Genomic DNA, 16,927 nt, shown 5'->3' on the forward strand with positions numbered 1-16,927 from the left:
GAGGTTGACCTATGAAAAAACGTCAATTAGGAAACTCAGATTTATATGTTACGGAAATTGGATTTGGCTGTATGTCTCTCGGTGCATCTGAGGCTGAAGCTATGCGTATTATCGATGAGGCAATCGATTTAGGAATTAATTTTTTTGATACAGCGGACTTATACGATTATGGATTAAATGAAGAATTTGTTGGAAAAGCTCTGAAAGGAAAACGTGACCAAATTGTTCTTACAACAAAGGTTGGAAATCGATGGACAGAAGAAAAAAACGGTTGGTCTTGGGATCCTTCTAAAGCTTATATAAAGGCCGAAGTAAAAGAGAGTTTACGTAGACTTCAAACAGATTATATTGATTTATATCAACTGCATGGCGGGACGATTGAAGATCCTATAGATGAAACAGTTGAAGCCTTTGAAGAATTAAAAAAAGAAGGGATTATTCGTCATTATGGTATCTCTTCTATACGTCCAAATGTCATTCGTGAGTATGCAAAACGATCAAATATCGTTAGCATATTAATGGAATACAGCCTTTTAAATCGTCGCCCTGAAGAATGGTTCCCGCTTCTTAATGAACAGCAAATTAGCGTTATTGCTCGCGGACCACTTGCAAAAGGGATTTTAACTAACAATAATGCAAGAAAGATAGAAAGAGTAAAAGAAAAAGATTACCTCTCTTATTCTTACGATGAGTTATATTCGACACTCGCGAGTGTAAAAGAAATAATCGGAGAAAGCTCTTTAACAGGAACGGCTATTCAATATTGCTTACATAACGAAACTGTTGCAGCTGTTATACCTGGTGCAAGCTCTATTCAACAATTGCAAGAAAATATACAAGCTAGCCAACAGTTATCTTTAACAAAAGAAGAATATGTACAACTTCAAAAGATTGTTAAGTATGATTCATATGCTTTGCATCGCTAAAATATTGATACCGATAAAAGCAAAAGACTGCCCCCAACACTAGGCGGCAGTCTTTTTTTATAACGTATCATATTTATCAGGATTCGTTCCTACATGTAAATTACGATTTAACGTATTAATTTGATCCATCTCTTCTTCAGTTAATGAGAAATCAAAAATAGTAAAGTTCTCTTTAATACGAGATGGCGTAACAGATTTAGGAATAGTCACAATCCCACTTTGAATATCCCACCTTAATATAACTTGTGCAGGTGACTTTTCATATTTTTTAGAAATAGCCTGAATAATTGGATGCTGGAATACTTCGCCGCCTCTCATTAAAGGACTCCACGCTTCCATTTGAATATGCTCACCTTGACAAAAATCACGCAATTCAAATTGCGCTAACATCGGATGAAGTTCCACTTGGTTGACCATCGGCTTCACTTTACAATTTGGTAATAACAGTTCTAAATGATGTTTATGAAAATTAGAAACACCAATCGCGCGCACTTTACCTTCTTCATACAATTTTTCTAGCGCTCGGTACGTATCGACATACTTCCCTCTTATTGGCCAATGTATTAAATATAAATCTACATAGTCCATTTGTAATTTCTTTAAGCTTTTTTCAAACGCCTCAAGTGTTTCCTCGTATCCTTGATCGTCGTTCCAAACTTTTGTTGTAATAAATATGTCTTCTCTCGGAATCCCTGATTCACGAACCGCTTCTCCGACACCGCTTTCATTTTCATATACAGTTGCTGTATCAATCGAACGGTATCCAAATTCTAATGCTGTTTTTACTGCTTGTTTAACCTCGTTGCCTTCTTTCGCTTTATAAACGCCTAGACCAATCATCGGCATTTTCACACCATTATGAAGTGTAGTTGTTGGAATATGCACACTCGTTCTCCCTTTCATTGTTACATTTTTATAAACCACCACTTTATTTCAACAAGATTCATCCAAAAAGTCAAAACATACGTACAGTTTACATAATACTTTTATACACATTTAAAAAAATAACGTGAACTCAGTCATTCACGTTATTTCCTTTCCATTCTTTCGCTTTTTCATCAACATTACGTACAAACTCATTTTTTCCTTCCGTATACATCGTGCCATCATATGTATATTTTTCCGCTAGTTCTTTCTTTAAATTTGCATATGCCTCTGCTTCTTCGCAATGAGCCATCATGTAATCACGAAACGATAAATGCCTTACTATCTCAGGATTCCCTTTTTCAAATACGTGCAAATGATACGAGCGTTTTTCCTCAGTCCCATGAATAAAATAACGACGTCTTGAAATACCATTTTCCCCTTTTACGATGTAACCAAGCTCTTTAAAACGTTCATTCCAATGATCTACTCTGTCGATACTCTCTACTTCCATAATCATATCTATAATAGGTTTAGCTGCCAGTCCTGGCACTGACGTACTTCCAATATGATGGACTTTCACCATTTCTGGCATCGCCGATTTTAATCTTTCGGCTTCCATTTGGAATTTCTCACTCCAATGATTTTCATACGGAACGACTACAATTTCCCTCATTCTAACTCCCCTTTTCTTACAAACTCGTCAAAAAAATGATCAGCGGCATTTCACTGATCATCTTTTTATTATTTAAAGTCTTTCCAAGTAAGGCTACTTTCACTTAACAGTTCTTCAAATGATTTATTCTTTTCACGTTCTTTTTGTTCCTTACGCTTTCTTTCTTGTTCTGCTGCCTCTTTTTTCTCTTCTCTCACTTGCAACTCTTTTTTCTTATTCTTTAATTGTTGCATTAACGAATCGTTCAATTGATCACCTAGTGTAAGTGATTCTTTCTCTGGTTGATTCATTTGAGAGTGTCTTTGTGTTTGTCTTTGCTTCTTTTTCTTCATACTACTCACCTTTTACTTTTTTCTCCATTATAGAGGATACACGGCGAAATCGACAATAAAAAAGGTTCATTACTCTCACATTCTCTATTATTCATTTTTTGTAAATATGTTAATTTTTCGAAAAAACTAAATTTAACTATAGATATAATCCTATTAATCTATTAAAATTATGTCGTATGATGTCAGATTATAAAAAAAAGGAGAAATTAATTATGTGGAAAAAAATTATTCCTGCTGTTGCTGTTTTAAGCACTATTACTTTTTCAAGCGTATTCGCCGCTCCTCCATCTCAGACTCCTGCCGAACAAAACCGATACATAGACGTACAAATGCTTGGTATTAATGATTTACATGGTCAACTAGATACTGTAAAAAAAGTTAACAATAAAGAAGCTGGTGGCGCTGATTATTTAGCTACTTATTTAAAAGAACGCAAAAAACAAAACCCTAATACACTTCTCGTACATGCCGGTGATATTGTCGGAGCCAGCCCACCAGTTTCCGCATTATTACAAGACGAACCAACAATTGAATTTTTAAATGACTTAAAGTTTGATGTTGGTACAATCGGAAACCATGAATTTGATGAAGGTATCGATGAAATGAAACGCCTCATTTACGGTGGATATCACGAAAAAACAGGGAATTTCAAAGGAGTAAACTTCCCTTATGTCGCTGCAAACTTCTATAATAAATCAACTGGCCGCTTATTTTTACCACCATTTACTGTAAAAATGGTAGATGGAGTTCCTGTAGGATTCATCGGAGTTGTTACAACGGATACACCGAATGTCGTTATGCCAACTATGCTAAAGAATGTACAAATTACTGATGAAGTAGAAGCTATTAATAAATCTACTCAGCAATTAAAGCGTCTCGGTGTTAAATCTATCGTAGTCCTTGCACACGTTGGAGGTACAACTGATGACACTGGTGTAACAAACGGTGACCTTACTCGCATTGCAAATGAAACAGATCCCGAAGTTGATGTTATTTTCGGCGGACATAGTCATACGTACGTAAATGGTACTGTAAATAATAAACTTATCGTGCAAGCGAACTCTTACGGGATGGCTTTCTCTGATGTAGATGTAACGATTGATAGAAAAACAAAAGATATTGTGAAGAAAAAAGCTGAAGTTATTACAACGTACCATGAAGGTGTAGAGCCTGATAAACAAGTAAAACAAAAGTTAGATCAATATAAAGAAAAAATCGCACCTCTTGTAAATGAAGTAGTCGGAAAATCTACAGCACCTATCGACCGTAAACAAAACGATGCTGGTGAATCTACACTTGGAAATTTAGTTGCGGATGCCCAGCGCCAAACTATGCAAACACAAATCGCTCTTATGAATCCTGGTGGAATTCGTAATGATCTAGACGCTGGAGATATTACATGGGGCGAATTATACGGCATTCAGCCTTTCGGAAACCAATTAATTAAAGTAGATCTAACAGGTCAAGATATTCGTGATATATTAAATCAACAATGGCAAAAAGGAGCAACGAGAATGCTTCAAATTTCAGGTATTCAATACACTTGGGATGCAAATAAACCAAATAACGAAAAGGTTACGAATATCCGTTTAACAAATGGTGAAGAATTAGTTCCCTCTAAAACGTATAGCGTAGTTGCAAATGCTTTCCTAGCTTCTGGCGGTGATGGATTCGTATCCTTTAAAAATGGAAAAAATGCTGAAACTGGTCCAAACGATTTTGAAGCATTAGTCGATTATGTAAAACAAGTGAAAGAACCAATTCAGCCGATTATTGATGGACGTATTCAAAAAAACAATTAAATACTATTCAAACTAGTGCGTGACACTCGAAAGAAGAAGCTCCTTTTATATGCAAGGAGCTTCTTCTTTTAGAGTCATACGTATTGTCATTCTTCTAGTGCAGTAAAGGATACGCACATAGCCCCTTGTTTCTTCGTAGTATATAGAAAACTATAATGGGAAGATTTGTATGTATTTCTATCAAACAATGACGATACATTGTATCGACAAAACGACAAACACATTCGTAGTATTGAGAAAGCAATTAACGGAGAATATAGCGCCATTCATTTTTATGCTAGATTAGCTACTTTAGCTCCAGACATAAATGAACGAACTCAAATCCTTGAAATTCGGCAAGATGAGCAACGAACAGTTGATTTTTACTTAGAAATTGCTGACGAAACGACAAATCAACAAGTGAAAGAAACATTTCGGCGCGCAGCAGCTGATGAACAAAATCATGCCGTTTGGTTCCTATATTACTTTTCGAAACAAAACAAAAAATGAAATAAAAGAAAGGATACACGCTCTTATATGGAACATAGTATCCTTTCTTTTATTTCTCTGGATACGTTTCATGATTAACATCATACCGTTGCAAAAATTCCTGTAGTGCTTCTTCTACAATTTTAGACTTTTGAATCCCTTTTGATTCCGATATAACATCTAGTCTCGCTAATACTTCTATATTAATCGAAAAGGTTCGTTTCTTTTTCTCTGTGCTCTTACTTATAATTTGAACACTTACTTCTTCTCTTTTTCTTAGCAATTCGTAAATGCTTTGTAATTGTTCATAAATTAGTAATTGATAGTCTGTTTTTGCATATTGAAGGGCAGTAGCTTCTTGGATTTGCAAATGACGTGGCTCTTCGCCATCACCTATAAAGATACGTTTTTTCTGCTCTCCATCATATTCATATCCAATCACCCTTAATTTCTTTGATAATGTATATGGGCTCATTTCAAGCCGTTTCGCTATAATAGCGATTGATTCGCGTCTATTTAAAGAATCAATAATTTCTCCAATCGTCACATTCTCCCTCCTCTCTTAATCGCCTAAACTTGAAATCAAACCAGTATGTTATGATACAATGATTTTCTAGTAGTATATGCAAAAGAAAGAGCCTGTGCGATTCATACCATTTAAGAAAAGGAGGTTTACATATGCTTTTTCGTAGCCATACCCCTCAGTTTTACAACGAAAAGAAGCAACTAATCCCTAACAGTATCGCTACGATAGAAAGCGTTATGATTAATGACCGGAAACAATCTCTCCTTATACGCGGTCAAAACGTGGAACAGCCTATTTTATTATGCTGTCACGGCGGCCCTGGTATGGCACAAATCGGCTTTATTCGCCATTTTCAAAAAGAGTTAGAAAAGCACTTTATCGTTATTAATTGGGATCAGCGAGGGGCAGGTAAATCCTTTTTATGGCGGGACATCCAAACAAATCTTACGATTGATCAATTTTTTTCAGATGCAAAAAAGGTTATTCAATATCTTCTCAAACGCTTTAATAAGCAAAAACTATTTCTCGCAGGTCATTCTTGGGGAAGTATTATCGGACTACAAATCGCTAATCAATGTCCCGAATATATAGAAGCATACATCGGCATCGGTCAAATCGTACATATGAAGCAAAATGAAGAATTACTATATCAACATTTAATTAGCTCTGCCAAAAAACATGACCATAAAAAGGCATTAGCTTCTCTTTTAAAATTAGGGAAACCACCCTTTTTAGATACGAGACGCCTCATTATTCAAAGAAAGTGGCTTGGTACATTCGGAGGAGCAATCCAAAATGGATCTTCCTTTTCTTTCATACGAAAAGGCTTCTTTTCTCCTGAATATACGCTATTAGATTGGTTCAAATTTCTCGCAGGAAATTTAAAATCCGGAGTTTTATGGGAAGAGATGCTGACAATCGATTTCTTTTCATCTATTTCAAGTTTATCTATTCCTGTTTATTTTTGTTCTGGTCGCTATGATTATCAAACTCCTTATGCACTCGTTCAACAATATTGCGATATCATTCAAGCTCCTATTAAAAAGATGATTTGGTTTCCAAACTCGGCACATTCTCCAGATTTAGAAGAGCCTGAGTTATTCGCTAAATCTTTACAATCAATTAAACAAGAACTATCTTTTCAACATTAATAACAAAAGGCGCTTTTACATTTCATAGAAAACATTTTATAATGATATGTCGCAAGCATATGTCACTACAAACACTTGCTTGCCTTAACAGAATAAAAATTAGGGAGATTACATTTATTATGAACGCTGTACTCATCGCAGTAGCAGTCATGCTACTGCTTAGTTTGTTACGTGTCCAAGTCATTGTCGCCATTATCGTTGGAGCTTTAACAGGCGGACTTATCGGCGGACTCGGTATTTCAGAAACAATTAGTACTTTTACAGCCGGTCTTGGGAACAGTGCTCCTATCGCATTAAGCTACGCAATGCTCGGTGGATTTGCTATTTCCCTTTCAAAAACAGGACTTCCTGATGCAATGATCCAATCAGCTTTAAAATGGATCGGCAACGAACAAGACACGAAAAAACAAGTCTATTCTAAAATACTTATATTATTTATCATTTTAACAATGGCTTGTTTCTCACAAAATATTATCCCTGTTCATATCGCCTTCATCCCAATCTTAATTCCAGCACTTTTAAAAGTATTAAATGAGCTGAGGGTGGATCGTAGGCTTGTAACATGTCTTATTACATTTGGGTTAATTACCCCTTACATGTGGGTTCCAGCAGGGTTCGGAAAAATTTATCATGACGTATTGCAAACAAATGCTGCGCAAAGCGGTCTTACATTTGATGTCGCACTTATTCCAAAAGCGATGACTATTCCAGCAATCGGTATGATTATCGGATTATGTGTAGCGGTTTTCATTACATACCGAAAACCACGTACATATGAAACAGAACAAATTCATTCTGCACAGAATGAAATCGTTCCCTATACGAAAAGAAGCATTACTTTGGGTTTATTATCAATACTCGCTACATTAACTGTGCAATTAGCAACAGAATCAATGATTTTTGGTGCTTTAGCAGGTATTATCGTCTTATCAGTTAGCGGTAGCCTCCCTCTTAAAGAAGCCGATGCTATTTTAACGAGTGGAATGCGTATGATGTCCTTTATCGGATTTGTTATGATTTCTGCCGCTGGATTTGGCGCTGTTCTTCGAAAAACTGGACATGTTGAATCTCTTGTGCAAACGAGTGCACATATAATCGGAAATAATAAACCGCTTGCTGCATTTCTTATGCTCATTATTGGACTTCTCGTTACGATGGGAATTGGCTCTTCCTTTTCAACCATCCCAATCTTAACAACAATTTTCGTACCATTATGCGTCCAGCTCGGATTTAGTCCCATGGCTACAATCGCAATTATCGGTACAGCTGGTGCACTTGGTGATGCAGGTTCTCCAGCATCTGATAGTACACTTGGACCAACGTCCGGTTTAAATGCTGATGGTCAGCACCATCATATATGGGATACATGTGTCCCAACATTTCTACACTATAATATACCGTTACTTATATTCGGCTTTATTGCCGCAATTACACTATAAAAGGTGCGTTTTAAAAACGCACCTTTTACTTTGTTGTTTCTCTCTCAATGCACCTAAATTCTGTTTCCACTTCTTCTTGTCGCACTTGTTTCTTCTTTATTTTTCCTATTAACTGTTGAAAAGCTATTTCCCCATTTTCTTCGATATAACTTCCAATCGTCGTTAATGATGGACTTATCCATTCACCCTCTACACTCCCGTTAAATCCAATGATTTGTAACTTACCTGGTATATGAATATTAAGAGTTTTCGCCGCCCTGATTAGCTCAATAGCGACCTTATCACTTGAAGCTACAACCCCATCTATGTATGGATGCTTTTGTAACAATTCAAGAAACTGTTGATTCGTATACCCTTGTACAATTTCCTCTCGATAAGAAAGTCCTTCTTTCCAAGCAGTATCTAGAAATCCTGCCACATGCTCTTCCATTTCTTCACTCTCTACTCCCTCACCGATATAAGCAAGAAACTGGCAGCCTTTCTCTTTTAATAAAGAAACAGCTTTCTGTCCACTTTCATAATAGCTCATAAGAGATTGTCGTTCTTCAAGCACAGCGAAAGGAAGTGAGATTTCTCCTATACTTCGAAAAACAGATTTCGTCATTATAACGCCTGCAATGTTATTTTGCTCCAACATATCTATGTATCTATTCTTATTTTCTATATTACAAACTATTACTTGATACCCTTCTTTGTATGCTATTTCCTCAACGAAACGGAGCAAAGTGATGTATGATGGATTATGCAAATTATCTACAAGTAATGCAATCACCGTTGAAGGTTGTTTAAATAAAGGCTTTGCTGTAGCATTCGGTCTATAATGTAATTCTTCAATTGCTTTTTTTACTTGTTTCACCGTATCTTCATGGACATATCCTTTTTCGTTAATGACTCTTGAAACGGTTGCAACTGAAACACCGGCCAATTTTGCAACATCACGTATAGTTGCCACATCGTCACCCCTTAATATGGTAATAGATACAATTTTAAATTAAACCAAAATATAACATTCGTCAAGGTTATTGTTTTATATTTCTGAAAATTTTTACACAATTTCCACTCTACTCAGAAAATATACTCCAGCTGAATTTCATGTGAAATCGCGATATTATCATAACCAATAAACGGAATTTCTTTCTTTATTTTTCGTGCTTCCTTTACCGCATCAATATACAAGTTCGTCATCATGAAGTTACGTTTTTGATAAAAACGAAGTGCGTTCATATTATCATTCGTCGTAATAAGCCACACTTTTTTACATTCGTTCTCTTTTGCCACTCGCAATACACAATCCACCAGTTTTGTACCAATCCCCTTCCCTTCCTCAAAACTATTTAACGATACAATTTCACACATGTTTTCTATCACTTTACATGTTATAATTCCCACTATTCTGTTATTTCTAAGTGCAATAAAACCAGGTAATTCTTCTAATTGATGTACTCTGCCTCGCGAGACCATCATTGGGCTTCCCCAGTTTTCACACATAAAATCCTGAATTGCTTCTTTCATTTCTGGTGTGATTTTTTGTATATGAACCATACACAATTTCTCCCCTTTTCACATCATTGTGATACAATGTTAGTGTATCACATGTAGAGGTATTTGGAGGATGAGGTAAAGTATGAAACGTTTTTTTACAGCATTGTTTACTATACTAGGTGCACTAACTGCGATTGGGATTTTCTTTACAAATAAAGTTATGTACTTGAAGAAAAAAACAGAGGAAGAAGTTTTAGAACGCGAAACGAAAAAGCATTTTCATTTGGACGATTTTAAGGCTATTCAAAAAGAAGAGGTTCACATCCCTTCTCAATTCGGATACGAACTTCACGGATATTACATGCCAGCTGGTCATTCCAATAAATTTATGATTTTTTGCCACGGTGTGACTGTAAATAAAATGAATTCCGTTAAATATGCAAACTTATTTTTAAATAGAGGATATAACGTATTTATTTATGATCATCGCCGTCATGGTAAAACCGGTGGTAAAACAACAAGTTATGGCTATTATGAAAAACATGATTTAAAGTCAGTAGTTGACTGGCTAAAAGATCGTTTCGGAACGAATATTACACTCGGAATTCATGGTGAGTCTATGGGTGCTGCAACTCTTCTTCAATATGCAGGACTTGTAGAAGATGGTGCTGATTTTTATATTGCTGATTGTCCTTTCTCTGATTTTTATGGACAGTTACAACATCGTTTGAAAGTTGAGTTTCATTTGCCAAAATGGCCTTTATTACCTTTAGCAAATGCCTTTTTAAAAGTTCGTGATGGCTATACAATTCGTGAAGTTTCACCAATTGATTGTATAAAAAATATTAACAATCCGGTTCTCTTTATTCATAGTAAAGATGATGACTATATTTTATCTGATATGACGAAATCACTTTATGAAGCGAAAGAAAATAATAAACAGCTTTATATTGCAGAACATGGTGCACACGCTTGCTCTTATAATGAAAATAAAGAAGAGTACGAAGATGCCATCGATCAATTTTTAAACACATATGTAAAAGAAACAAAAAACAGGCTTGCATAAGCCTGTTTTTTTACTGCGCTAAAACGTCTGTAACTTGTTCCATATTTTCAGAAATCCACTTTACTGCCTCGTCTAGCGTTGGGAATTCCGTCGTTTGAAAAGTTACCTCATCTTGAAGTAACCAAACATCTTTCGGTTCTTGTCCTACACCTGCGATTGACCAATGAAGTAAACTATATGGATGATTATCATTCAAAAATGATGCCCATGTGCGCTCATTTGCAATATTTTGTAGTGTGTGTAATTTTTTATCCATCTTTCGTCACCTTACTCTAGTCAGTTATAAAAACTATTATAACACTCTCTTCTCTCTCAAACAAAGTGCTCTTTTTATATTGTCAAGTACTCTCCCTAATTATATGATGAGAGTAAGCGTTTGGAAAGGAGGGATAACGTTGGCAAAAGTACAAATTAAAGTGAATGATAATGGCTCTTTTCGCGTTACAGGGGACGTGGAATTAGTTGACTCACAAGGGAATGTATTCCCAGCAAAACCAGCATTTTCTTTATGTCGTTGTGGTTTATCAAAAAACATGCCTTATTGCGATGCTTCGCATAAAGGCAAATTCGAGTCTGTTGTTAGAGCACCAGAGGCAGAATAAATATTTAAAGAGCATGCACATTTATTTGTGTATGTTTTTTCTTTTGATCAAAGCCTATACAGCCCTTCCCCTTTCAACATTTCTATTACTTTCGTCCCCATTCAAATCGGCATATATTTTCAAACAATTCTTCACATTCGAACATTTTTTACTATGCTTTTTTCTTTTTTGTGCTATAATGTGAGCAAACAACATCCTTCGGGGTCGGGTGAAATTCCCAACCGGCGGTGATGAAGCGATAGCTTCTAAGTCCGTGACCCGTTTTCAACGCGAAAACGGTGGATCTAGTGAAACTCTAGGGCCGACAGTATAGTCTGGATGGGAGAAGGATATGTTTTCTAGTAATTTTATATAGCGAATACACTTTTATTTCAGTATGCATATTTTTAAATTTTCATTTTGAATCTTTATATATGTTTTATTTTGTATAGTTATGTTTCTATACTGAAATAAAAAGATACGACTAGCGTTGAAAGAATTTGATATTTTGCTAGGTTTTTTCCTTATGCCAAAATATCAGTCATCGTTAGGTTTCTTTCCTATACTTTCGTATTCGAACTATATTTCTAGAAATCACGTCTCCCAAACCCCAAGGATATAAAATCCTTGGGGTTTTTTGATTTTTTCAGGAGAGGTGAAAAGAATGACAGATCAAGAATATATGAGGATTGCCTTGCAGTTAGCACAAGGAACATCGGGACAAACAAGCCCAAATCCTATGGTTGGTGCCGTTGTTGTTAAAGATGGGAAAATCGTTGGAATGGGTGCCCACATGCGTGCTGGTGAAGAACATGCTGAAGTTCATGCTCTTCACATGGCTGGTGAAAGAGCAAAAGACGCTACCGTTTATGTAACACTTGAACCGTGTAGCCATTTTGGAAAAACACCCCCTTGCTGTGAATTACTCATTGAAAAAGGAGTTCAGCGTGTTGTAATTGCTACTCTTGATTGCAATCCACTCGTTTCCGGCAATGGAAAAAGAATATTGGAAGAAGCTGGAATCAAGGTAACTACTGGTGTTCTTGGGGCGGAAGCCACTTTATTAAATCGATACTTTTTTCACTATATGAAAACGAAACGTCCCTTTGTAACAATAAAAACAGCAATGAGCTTAGATGGAAAAACAGCAACTGTAACCGGTGAAAGTAAGTGGATTACAGGCGAAGAAGCACGCGCTGACGTTCACCAATATCGTCATATACATGATGCTATCCTAGTCGGTGTGAATACAGTTCTAACTGACAATCCACACTTAACAACACGAATTCCAAACGGAGGTAAACATCCTATACGCGTTATTTTAGATACCCACTTACGAACGCCGCCATCTTCTCATGTCATAACAGATGGCTTAACTCCGACATGGATTATTGTCGGTAAGGATGTAAGCAAAGAGAAAATAGCGTCTTATGAATCTAACAATATAGCTGTATTCCAAATGAAAACACAGCAAATTGAAATACAAGATGTCCTATCCCTACTCGGTGAGAAACAAATTCTTTCTCTGTTCGTTGAAGGTGGTCAAACGGTGCATGCAAACTTCTTAAAAACAAATAGTTTTAATGAAATCGTGACCTATATAAGCCCGAAATTAATTGGTGGAAAAGATGCCCCCACCTTATTTGGCGGAGCTGGTTTTTCGAAGTTACAAGATGCACTTTCCTTAACAATTCAAGAGATGAAACAAATCGGTAATGATATAAAAATTGTTGCAACCTTAAAAAGCGAGGTGACGGAATGTTTACAGGAATCGTAGAAGAGTTAGGAACGATATCAAGCATGACTCAAAGTGGTGAAGCAATGAAGCTAACTATTAGCGCAAAGCAAATTTTATCGGATGTCAAATTGGGTGATAGTATCGCAGTTAACGGCATTTGCTTAACAATAACTACTTTTACGACTACTTCATTCACTGTCGACGCAATGCCTGAAACAATGAAAGCAACATCACTTCGTATGCTAAAGCCAAGTGCCAAAGTGAATTTAGAACGGGCGATGGCTGCAAACGGACGATTCGGTGGACATTTCGTCACCGGACATATCGATGGCATCGGTACGATTTTAACTAAAAAACAACATTACAATGCCATCTATTACAAAATAGCAATTTCTGATGAATTACTACGCTATTGTTTGCATAAAGGATCCGTTGCTGTTGATGGCACTAGCTTAACAATATTTGATATAGACGAATCTTCAATTACAATTTCACTCATCCCCCACACAGTAAGCGAGTCTATAATCGGAGAAAAACAAGCCGGGGACATCGTAAACATTGAGTGTGACATGATTGGAAAATATATTGAACGCTTTATCTCAAAGCCCGCAAAAAGAACTGGTTCAATGACCGAAAGCTTTTTACAAGAAAACGGATTTCTATAAGGAGGAAGCACAATGTTTCATCGTATTGAAGAAGCTCTAGAAGATTTAAAACAAGGAAAAGTTGTTATCGTATGTGATGATGAAAACCGAGAAAATGAAGGCGATTTTATTGCTTTAGCAGAGTACATTACACCAGAAACGATTAATTTTATGATTACACACGGTCGTGGTCTCGTTTGTGTACCCATTACGGAGGAGTACGCAGAACGTCTACAGTTAGAACCAATGGTATCTCATAATACAGATTCACATCACACTGCGTTTACAGTGAGCATTGATCATGTTTCTACAACAACAGGGATTAGCGCTCATGAACGTGCAACTACGATACAAGAATTGTTAAACCCTGCATCAAAAGGCGCTGATTTCAATCGCCCTGGACATATCTTTCCATTAATTGCGAAAGAAGGCGGTGTACTGCGCCGTGCTGGTCATACAGAAGCCGCTGTCGATTTAGCCAAACTTTGCGGAGCAGAACCAGCTGGAGTCATTTGCGAAATTATAAATGAGGACGGTACGATGGCACGTGTACCTGATTTACTAGAGTGCGCAAAACAATTTGATATAAAAATGATTACAATAGAAGATTTAATTGCTTATCGCCGCCATCACGAAACACTTGTGACGAGAGAAGTGGAAATTACATTACCTACAGATTTCGGTACTTTCCATGCAATTGGCTATTCTAACTCATTAGATATGAAAGAACATATCGCGCTCGTAAAAGGTGATATTTCAACAGGCGAACCTGTACTTGTACGCGTTCATTCAGAATGCTTAACAGGAGATGTATTTGGTTCGTGCCGCTGTGATTGCGGACCACAGCTACATGCTGCACTTGCTCAAATTGAGCGTGAAGGAAAAGGTGTTCTTCTCTATATGAGACAAGAAGGACGAGGAATTGGCCTTCTGAATAAGCTTCGCGCTTATAAGTTACAAGAAGAAGGGTTAGATACTGTAGAAGCAAATGAAAAACTTGGGTTCCCAGCTGATCTTCGTGATTACGGTATTGGCGCTCAAATTTTAAAAGATTTAGGCTTACAAAGTTTACGATTATTAACGAATAATCCACGAAAAATTGCTGGCTTACAAGGTTACGATTTAGAAGTAACCGAGCGTGTACCGTTGCAAATGCCAACAAAAGAAGAAAATAAAACGTATTTACAAACGAAAGCAAGCAAATTAGGACATTTACTAAACTTATAATTAAGGGAGAGATACATTATGGTATTCGAAGGTCATTTAGTTGGTACAGGATTAAAAGTTGGGGTTGTTGTTGGACGTTTTAATGAGTTTATTACAAGTAAGTTACTTGGTGGAGCTTTAGATGGATTAAAGCGTCACGGTGTAGAAGAGAATGATATTGATGTTGCATGGGTTCCTGGTGCATTTGAAATTCCTTTAATCGCTAAAAAGATGGCCAATAGCGGAAAATATGATGCTGTTATTACATTAGGTACAGTAATTCGCGGTGCTACAACACATTACGATTACGTTTGTAATGAAGTAGCAAAAGGTGTTGCGTCTTTATCACTACAAACGGACATTCCAGTTATTTTCGGTGTATTAACGACAGAAACAATTGAACAAGCGATTGAACGTGCAGGTACAAAAGCTGGTAATAAAGGATATGAATCGGCAGTTGCTGCGATCGAAATGGCTCATTTATCAAAACAATGGGCTTAAAAAAGAGGCTACGGCCTCTTTTTTTATTTTCTCACCTTTTTTCGTACATCTTCTATTAATTCATCCATCGTTTTTCCTTCTGTTTTTATACGAAGAGCTTGTGCTGTTCTCCACACATTTTCTCTCTTTTCCGCTTCTTCTATAATAGAAATTTCCTTCCTCACTTCTTTTAAATCTTTTCCTTCTGTTTCAAGCCCAAAATGTTCAGCTTTCGTTCGAAAATGCTGTTCAATTCTTTGTTGCATTTCTTTTTGTTCAGGATTTTCAGCCGCCTTAACTGGATCAGCACTTATCGCTTTTATTAAAATCAGACAGGTCATAATAGTTAATATGTATTTGTACATGTAAAATCCTCCAACCCGATATAAATTACATTTTTACTATGTACAATTAGGGCTTGGAAAATTCGTCCACAAAATTATTTTTCTCGTCCAAAAGTGACTACTATCAAGCGTTAATGGACTTTTATTACATTTTATTTACAAAAAAAAGCAAACCCTTTAAAGAGTTTGCTTTTCATCTATCTTATAGCGCACATTCTTCAATCTCAAACCCTAAATCTTCAATCATACCCCAGTCCGCAGTCGGCTCTTGTCCAGCTGTTGTTAAATAGTCCCCGACAAAGATAGAGTTTGCTGCAAATAAACCAAGTGGCTGTACAGAACGTAAATTAAGTTCTCGACCACCTGAAATACGAATTTCTTTTGTTGGATTTACAAAACGCATCATCGCCAGCACTTTTAAACATTCTACAGGTGTTAATTCTTTTTGTCCTTCAAGCGGAGTACCCTTTACAGCAACAAGGAAATTACATGGAATAGAATCCGCATCTAAACGTTGTAATTCAAATGCAATTTCAGCGCGCTGTTCAATCGTTTCTCCCATTCCGAAAATTGCTCCAGAGCATGGAGAAATACCGGCTTGCTTCGCTTTTTGGACTGTATCAACACGATCGTCATACGTATGCGTTGAACAAATGCTATCATAATTGTTGGCATGCGTATTTAAATTGTGATTATAACGATGCACACCAGCTTCTGCTAACTGACCTGCTTGATCTTCATTTAAAAATCCTAAACAACAGCAAATTTTTAAATCTGTCGTTTCACGAATTTCCTTAACTGCTCCAATAACGTGATTTACTTCTTTATTCGTCGGACGACGACCAGATGCAACAATACAATATGTACCTGCTTTACGACGAATTGCTTCGTGCGCTCCTTCAACAATTTTCTCTTGTGTTAACCATGCATACTTATCAATCGGTGCTTCTGAAATAATAGACTGTGAACAATACCCGCAATCTTCAGGACATAATCCAGATTTCGTATTTATAATCATGTTCAACTTTACTTTCTTACCAAAATGATGATGGCGAATGATGTAAGCTGCATTCATAATTTCTAAAACCTCTGTATCATCAGCTTCTAATATTGCAATTGCATCTTCTTTCGTAATCATTTTCTCTTCTACTACGTCGTATGCAAGTTTTTTCCAATCCCTTTTTGTTTGTACTTGTTTCATT

Annotated in this window: 20 protein-coding genes and 1 riboswitch; of the genes, 11 read left to right on the forward strand and 9 right to left on the reverse strand. The window is 36.5% G+C overall.

Annotation, left to right across the window (positions count from 1 at the left end; genetic code table 11):
- The first annotated feature begins 11 nt into the window (after positions 1–11).
- On the forward strand, positions 12–926 hold the full coding sequence (locus tag JFT95_RS18105; RefSeq protein ID WP_002088476.1) for an aldo/keto reductase: 915 nt from the start codon (positions 12–14) through the stop codon (positions 924–926).
- Positions 927–983: 57 nt separating this feature from the next.
- Here the strand turns inward: JFT95_RS18105 and JFT95_RS18110 are convergent, their stop codons facing one another.
- The 3 genes from JFT95_RS18110 to JFT95_RS18120 form a co-directional block, all read right to left on the reverse strand.
- Positions 984–1,811, reverse strand: a complete 828-nt coding sequence (locus JFT95_RS18110) for an aldo/keto reductase (protein ID WP_078177772.1) — start codon at positions 1,809–1,811, stop codon at positions 984–986.
- Positions 1,812–1,941: 130 nt separating this feature from the next.
- Positions 1,942–2,466 carry a GrpB family protein gene (locus JFT95_RS18115; protein ID WP_002167715.1) on the reverse strand — a complete coding sequence of 175 codons (525 nt, stop codon included), beginning with the start codon at positions 2,464–2,466 and terminating at the stop codon, positions 1,942–1,944.
- 68 nt (positions 2,467–2,534) lie between these two features.
- The gene (locus JFT95_RS18120; protein ID WP_002014945.1) at positions 2,535–2,798 is read right to left on the reverse strand and encodes a YqkE family protein; all 264 of its coding nucleotides are present in this window, start codon (positions 2,796–2,798) and stop codon (positions 2,535–2,537) included.
- Between the two features lie 212 nt (positions 2,799–3,010).
- Between JFT95_RS18120 and JFT95_RS18125 the strand changes: the two genes are divergently transcribed.
- Together JFT95_RS18125 and JFT95_RS18130 are read left to right on the forward strand one after the other, a co-directional pair.
- The gene (locus JFT95_RS18125) at positions 3,011–4,600 is read left to right on the forward strand and encodes a bifunctional metallophosphatase/5'-nucleotidase (RefSeq protein WP_201052933.1); all 1,590 of its coding nucleotides are present in this window, start codon (positions 3,011–3,013) and stop codon (positions 4,598–4,600) included.
- Positions 4,601–4,765: 165 nt separating this feature from the next.
- Complete coding sequence (locus JFT95_RS18130) at positions 4,766–5,089, forward strand: ferritin-like domain-containing protein (RefSeq protein ID WP_098632784.1); 324 nt, start codon at positions 4,766–4,768, stop codon at positions 5,087–5,089.
- 49 nt (positions 5,090–5,138) lie between these two features.
- Here the strand turns inward: JFT95_RS18130 and JFT95_RS18135 are convergent, their stop codons facing one another.
- The gene (locus tag JFT95_RS18135) at positions 5,139–5,615 is read right to left on the reverse strand and encodes a ribbon-helix-helix domain-containing protein (protein WP_002014948.1); all 477 of its coding nucleotides are present in this window, start codon (positions 5,613–5,615) and stop codon (positions 5,139–5,141) included.
- A 131-nt stretch (positions 5,616–5,746) separates the two neighbouring features.
- Between JFT95_RS18135 and JFT95_RS18140 the strand changes: the two genes are divergently transcribed.
- Both JFT95_RS18140 and JFT95_RS18145 read left to right on the forward strand, forming a co-directional pair.
- Positions 5,747–6,745 (forward strand): alpha/beta fold hydrolase, encoded by a 999-nt coding sequence (locus JFT95_RS18140; RefSeq protein ID WP_002128974.1) that lies wholly within the window; start codon positions 5,747–5,749, stop codon positions 6,743–6,745.
- A 119-nt stretch (positions 6,746–6,864) separates the two neighbouring features.
- Positions 6,865–8,184 carry a Na+/H+ antiporter family protein gene (locus JFT95_RS18145; protein WP_002014950.1) on the forward strand — a complete coding sequence of 440 codons (1,320 nt, stop codon included), beginning with the start codon at positions 6,865–6,867 and terminating at the stop codon, positions 8,182–8,184.
- A gap of 25 nt (positions 8,185–8,209) precedes the next feature.
- Here the strand turns inward: JFT95_RS18145 and JFT95_RS18150 are convergent, their stop codons facing one another.
- Together JFT95_RS18150 and JFT95_RS18155 are read right to left on the reverse strand one after the other, a co-directional pair.
- On the reverse strand, positions 8,210–9,136 hold the full coding sequence (locus JFT95_RS18150; protein ID WP_002014951.1) for a LacI family DNA-binding transcriptional regulator: 927 nt from the start codon (positions 9,134–9,136) through the stop codon (positions 8,210–8,212).
- 113 nt (positions 9,137–9,249) lie between these two features.
- Positions 9,250–9,726 carry a GNAT family N-acetyltransferase gene (locus tag JFT95_RS18155; RefSeq protein WP_078177770.1) on the reverse strand — a complete coding sequence of 159 codons (477 nt, stop codon included), beginning with the start codon at positions 9,724–9,726 and terminating at the stop codon, positions 9,250–9,252.
- 82 nt (positions 9,727–9,808) lie between these two features.
- On the opposite strand from JFT95_RS18155, the gene JFT95_RS18160 reads away from it, so the two are divergent.
- Positions 9,809–10,732, forward strand: a complete 924-nt coding sequence (locus JFT95_RS18160; RefSeq protein WP_002014993.1) for an alpha/beta hydrolase — start codon at positions 9,809–9,811, stop codon at positions 10,730–10,732.
- A 10-nt stretch (positions 10,733–10,742) separates the two neighbouring features.
- Here the strand turns inward: JFT95_RS18160 and JFT95_RS18165 are convergent, their stop codons facing one another.
- Entirely contained in the window at positions 10,743–10,988 is a 246-nt protein-coding gene (locus tag JFT95_RS18165) for a DUF2552 family protein (protein WP_002014992.1), read from the reverse strand.
- A gap of 139 nt (positions 10,989–11,127) precedes the next feature.
- On the opposite strand from JFT95_RS18165, the gene JFT95_RS18170 reads away from it, so the two are divergent.
- The 5 genes from JFT95_RS18170 to ribH all read left to right on the forward strand — a co-directional run bounded on the left by JFT95_RS18170 (position 11,128) and on the right by ribH (position 15,402).
- Positions 11,128–11,334 carry a CDGSH iron-sulfur domain-containing protein gene (locus JFT95_RS18170; RefSeq protein ID WP_001151582.1) on the forward strand — a complete coding sequence of 69 codons (207 nt, stop codon included), beginning with the start codon at positions 11,128–11,130 and terminating at the stop codon, positions 11,332–11,334.
- 190 nt (positions 11,335–11,524) lie between these two features.
- Positions 11,525–11,668: riboswitch (FMN riboswitch) on the forward strand.
- 309 nt (positions 11,669–11,977) lie between these two features.
- On the forward strand, positions 11,978–13,090 hold the full coding sequence (gene ribD, locus JFT95_RS18175; protein ID WP_002167712.1) for a bifunctional diaminohydroxyphosphoribosylaminopyrimidine deaminase/5-amino-6-(5-phosphoribosylamino)uracil reductase RibD: 1,113 nt from the start codon (positions 11,978–11,980) through the stop codon (positions 13,088–13,090).
- The gene (gene ribE / locus JFT95_RS18180; protein ID WP_201052934.1) at positions 13,072–13,716 is read left to right on the forward strand and encodes a riboflavin synthase; all 645 of its coding nucleotides are present in this window, start codon (positions 13,072–13,074) and stop codon (positions 13,714–13,716) included. The genes ribD and ribE overlap by 19 nt, the downstream gene beginning before the upstream one ends.
- Positions 13,717–13,728: 12 nt before the next feature.
- Complete coding sequence (gene ribBA, locus JFT95_RS18185) at positions 13,729–14,922, forward strand: bifunctional 3,4-dihydroxy-2-butanone 4-phosphate synthase/GTP cyclohydrolase II (protein WP_002167711.1); 1,194 nt, start codon at positions 13,729–13,731, stop codon at positions 14,920–14,922.
- Between the two features lie 18 nt (positions 14,923–14,940).
- A complete protein-coding gene (ribH, locus tag JFT95_RS18190) occupies positions 14,941–15,402 on the forward strand; it encodes a 6,7-dimethyl-8-ribityllumazine synthase (protein WP_000230892.1) in 462 nt (153 codons plus the stop codon).
- A 23-nt stretch (positions 15,403–15,425) separates the two neighbouring features.
- Here ribH and JFT95_RS18195 read toward each other — a convergent pair whose 3' ends face one another.
- Both JFT95_RS18195 and bioB read right to left on the reverse strand, forming a co-directional pair.
- The gene (locus JFT95_RS18195) at positions 15,426–15,746 is read right to left on the reverse strand and encodes a hypothetical protein (protein ID WP_002088493.1); all 321 of its coding nucleotides are present in this window, start codon (positions 15,744–15,746) and stop codon (positions 15,426–15,428) included.
- A 181-nt stretch (positions 15,747–15,927) separates the two neighbouring features.
- Entirely contained in the window at positions 15,928–16,926 is a 999-nt protein-coding gene (gene bioB / locus JFT95_RS18200; RefSeq protein ID WP_002014986.1) for a biotin synthase, read from the reverse strand.
- Position 16,927 lies beyond the last annotated feature (1 nt).

The sequence above is a fragment of the Bacillus sp. TH17 genome (assembly GCF_016651125.1).
GTDB lineage: Bacteria > Bacillota > Bacilli > Bacillales > Bacillaceae_G > Bacillus_A > Bacillus_A mycoides.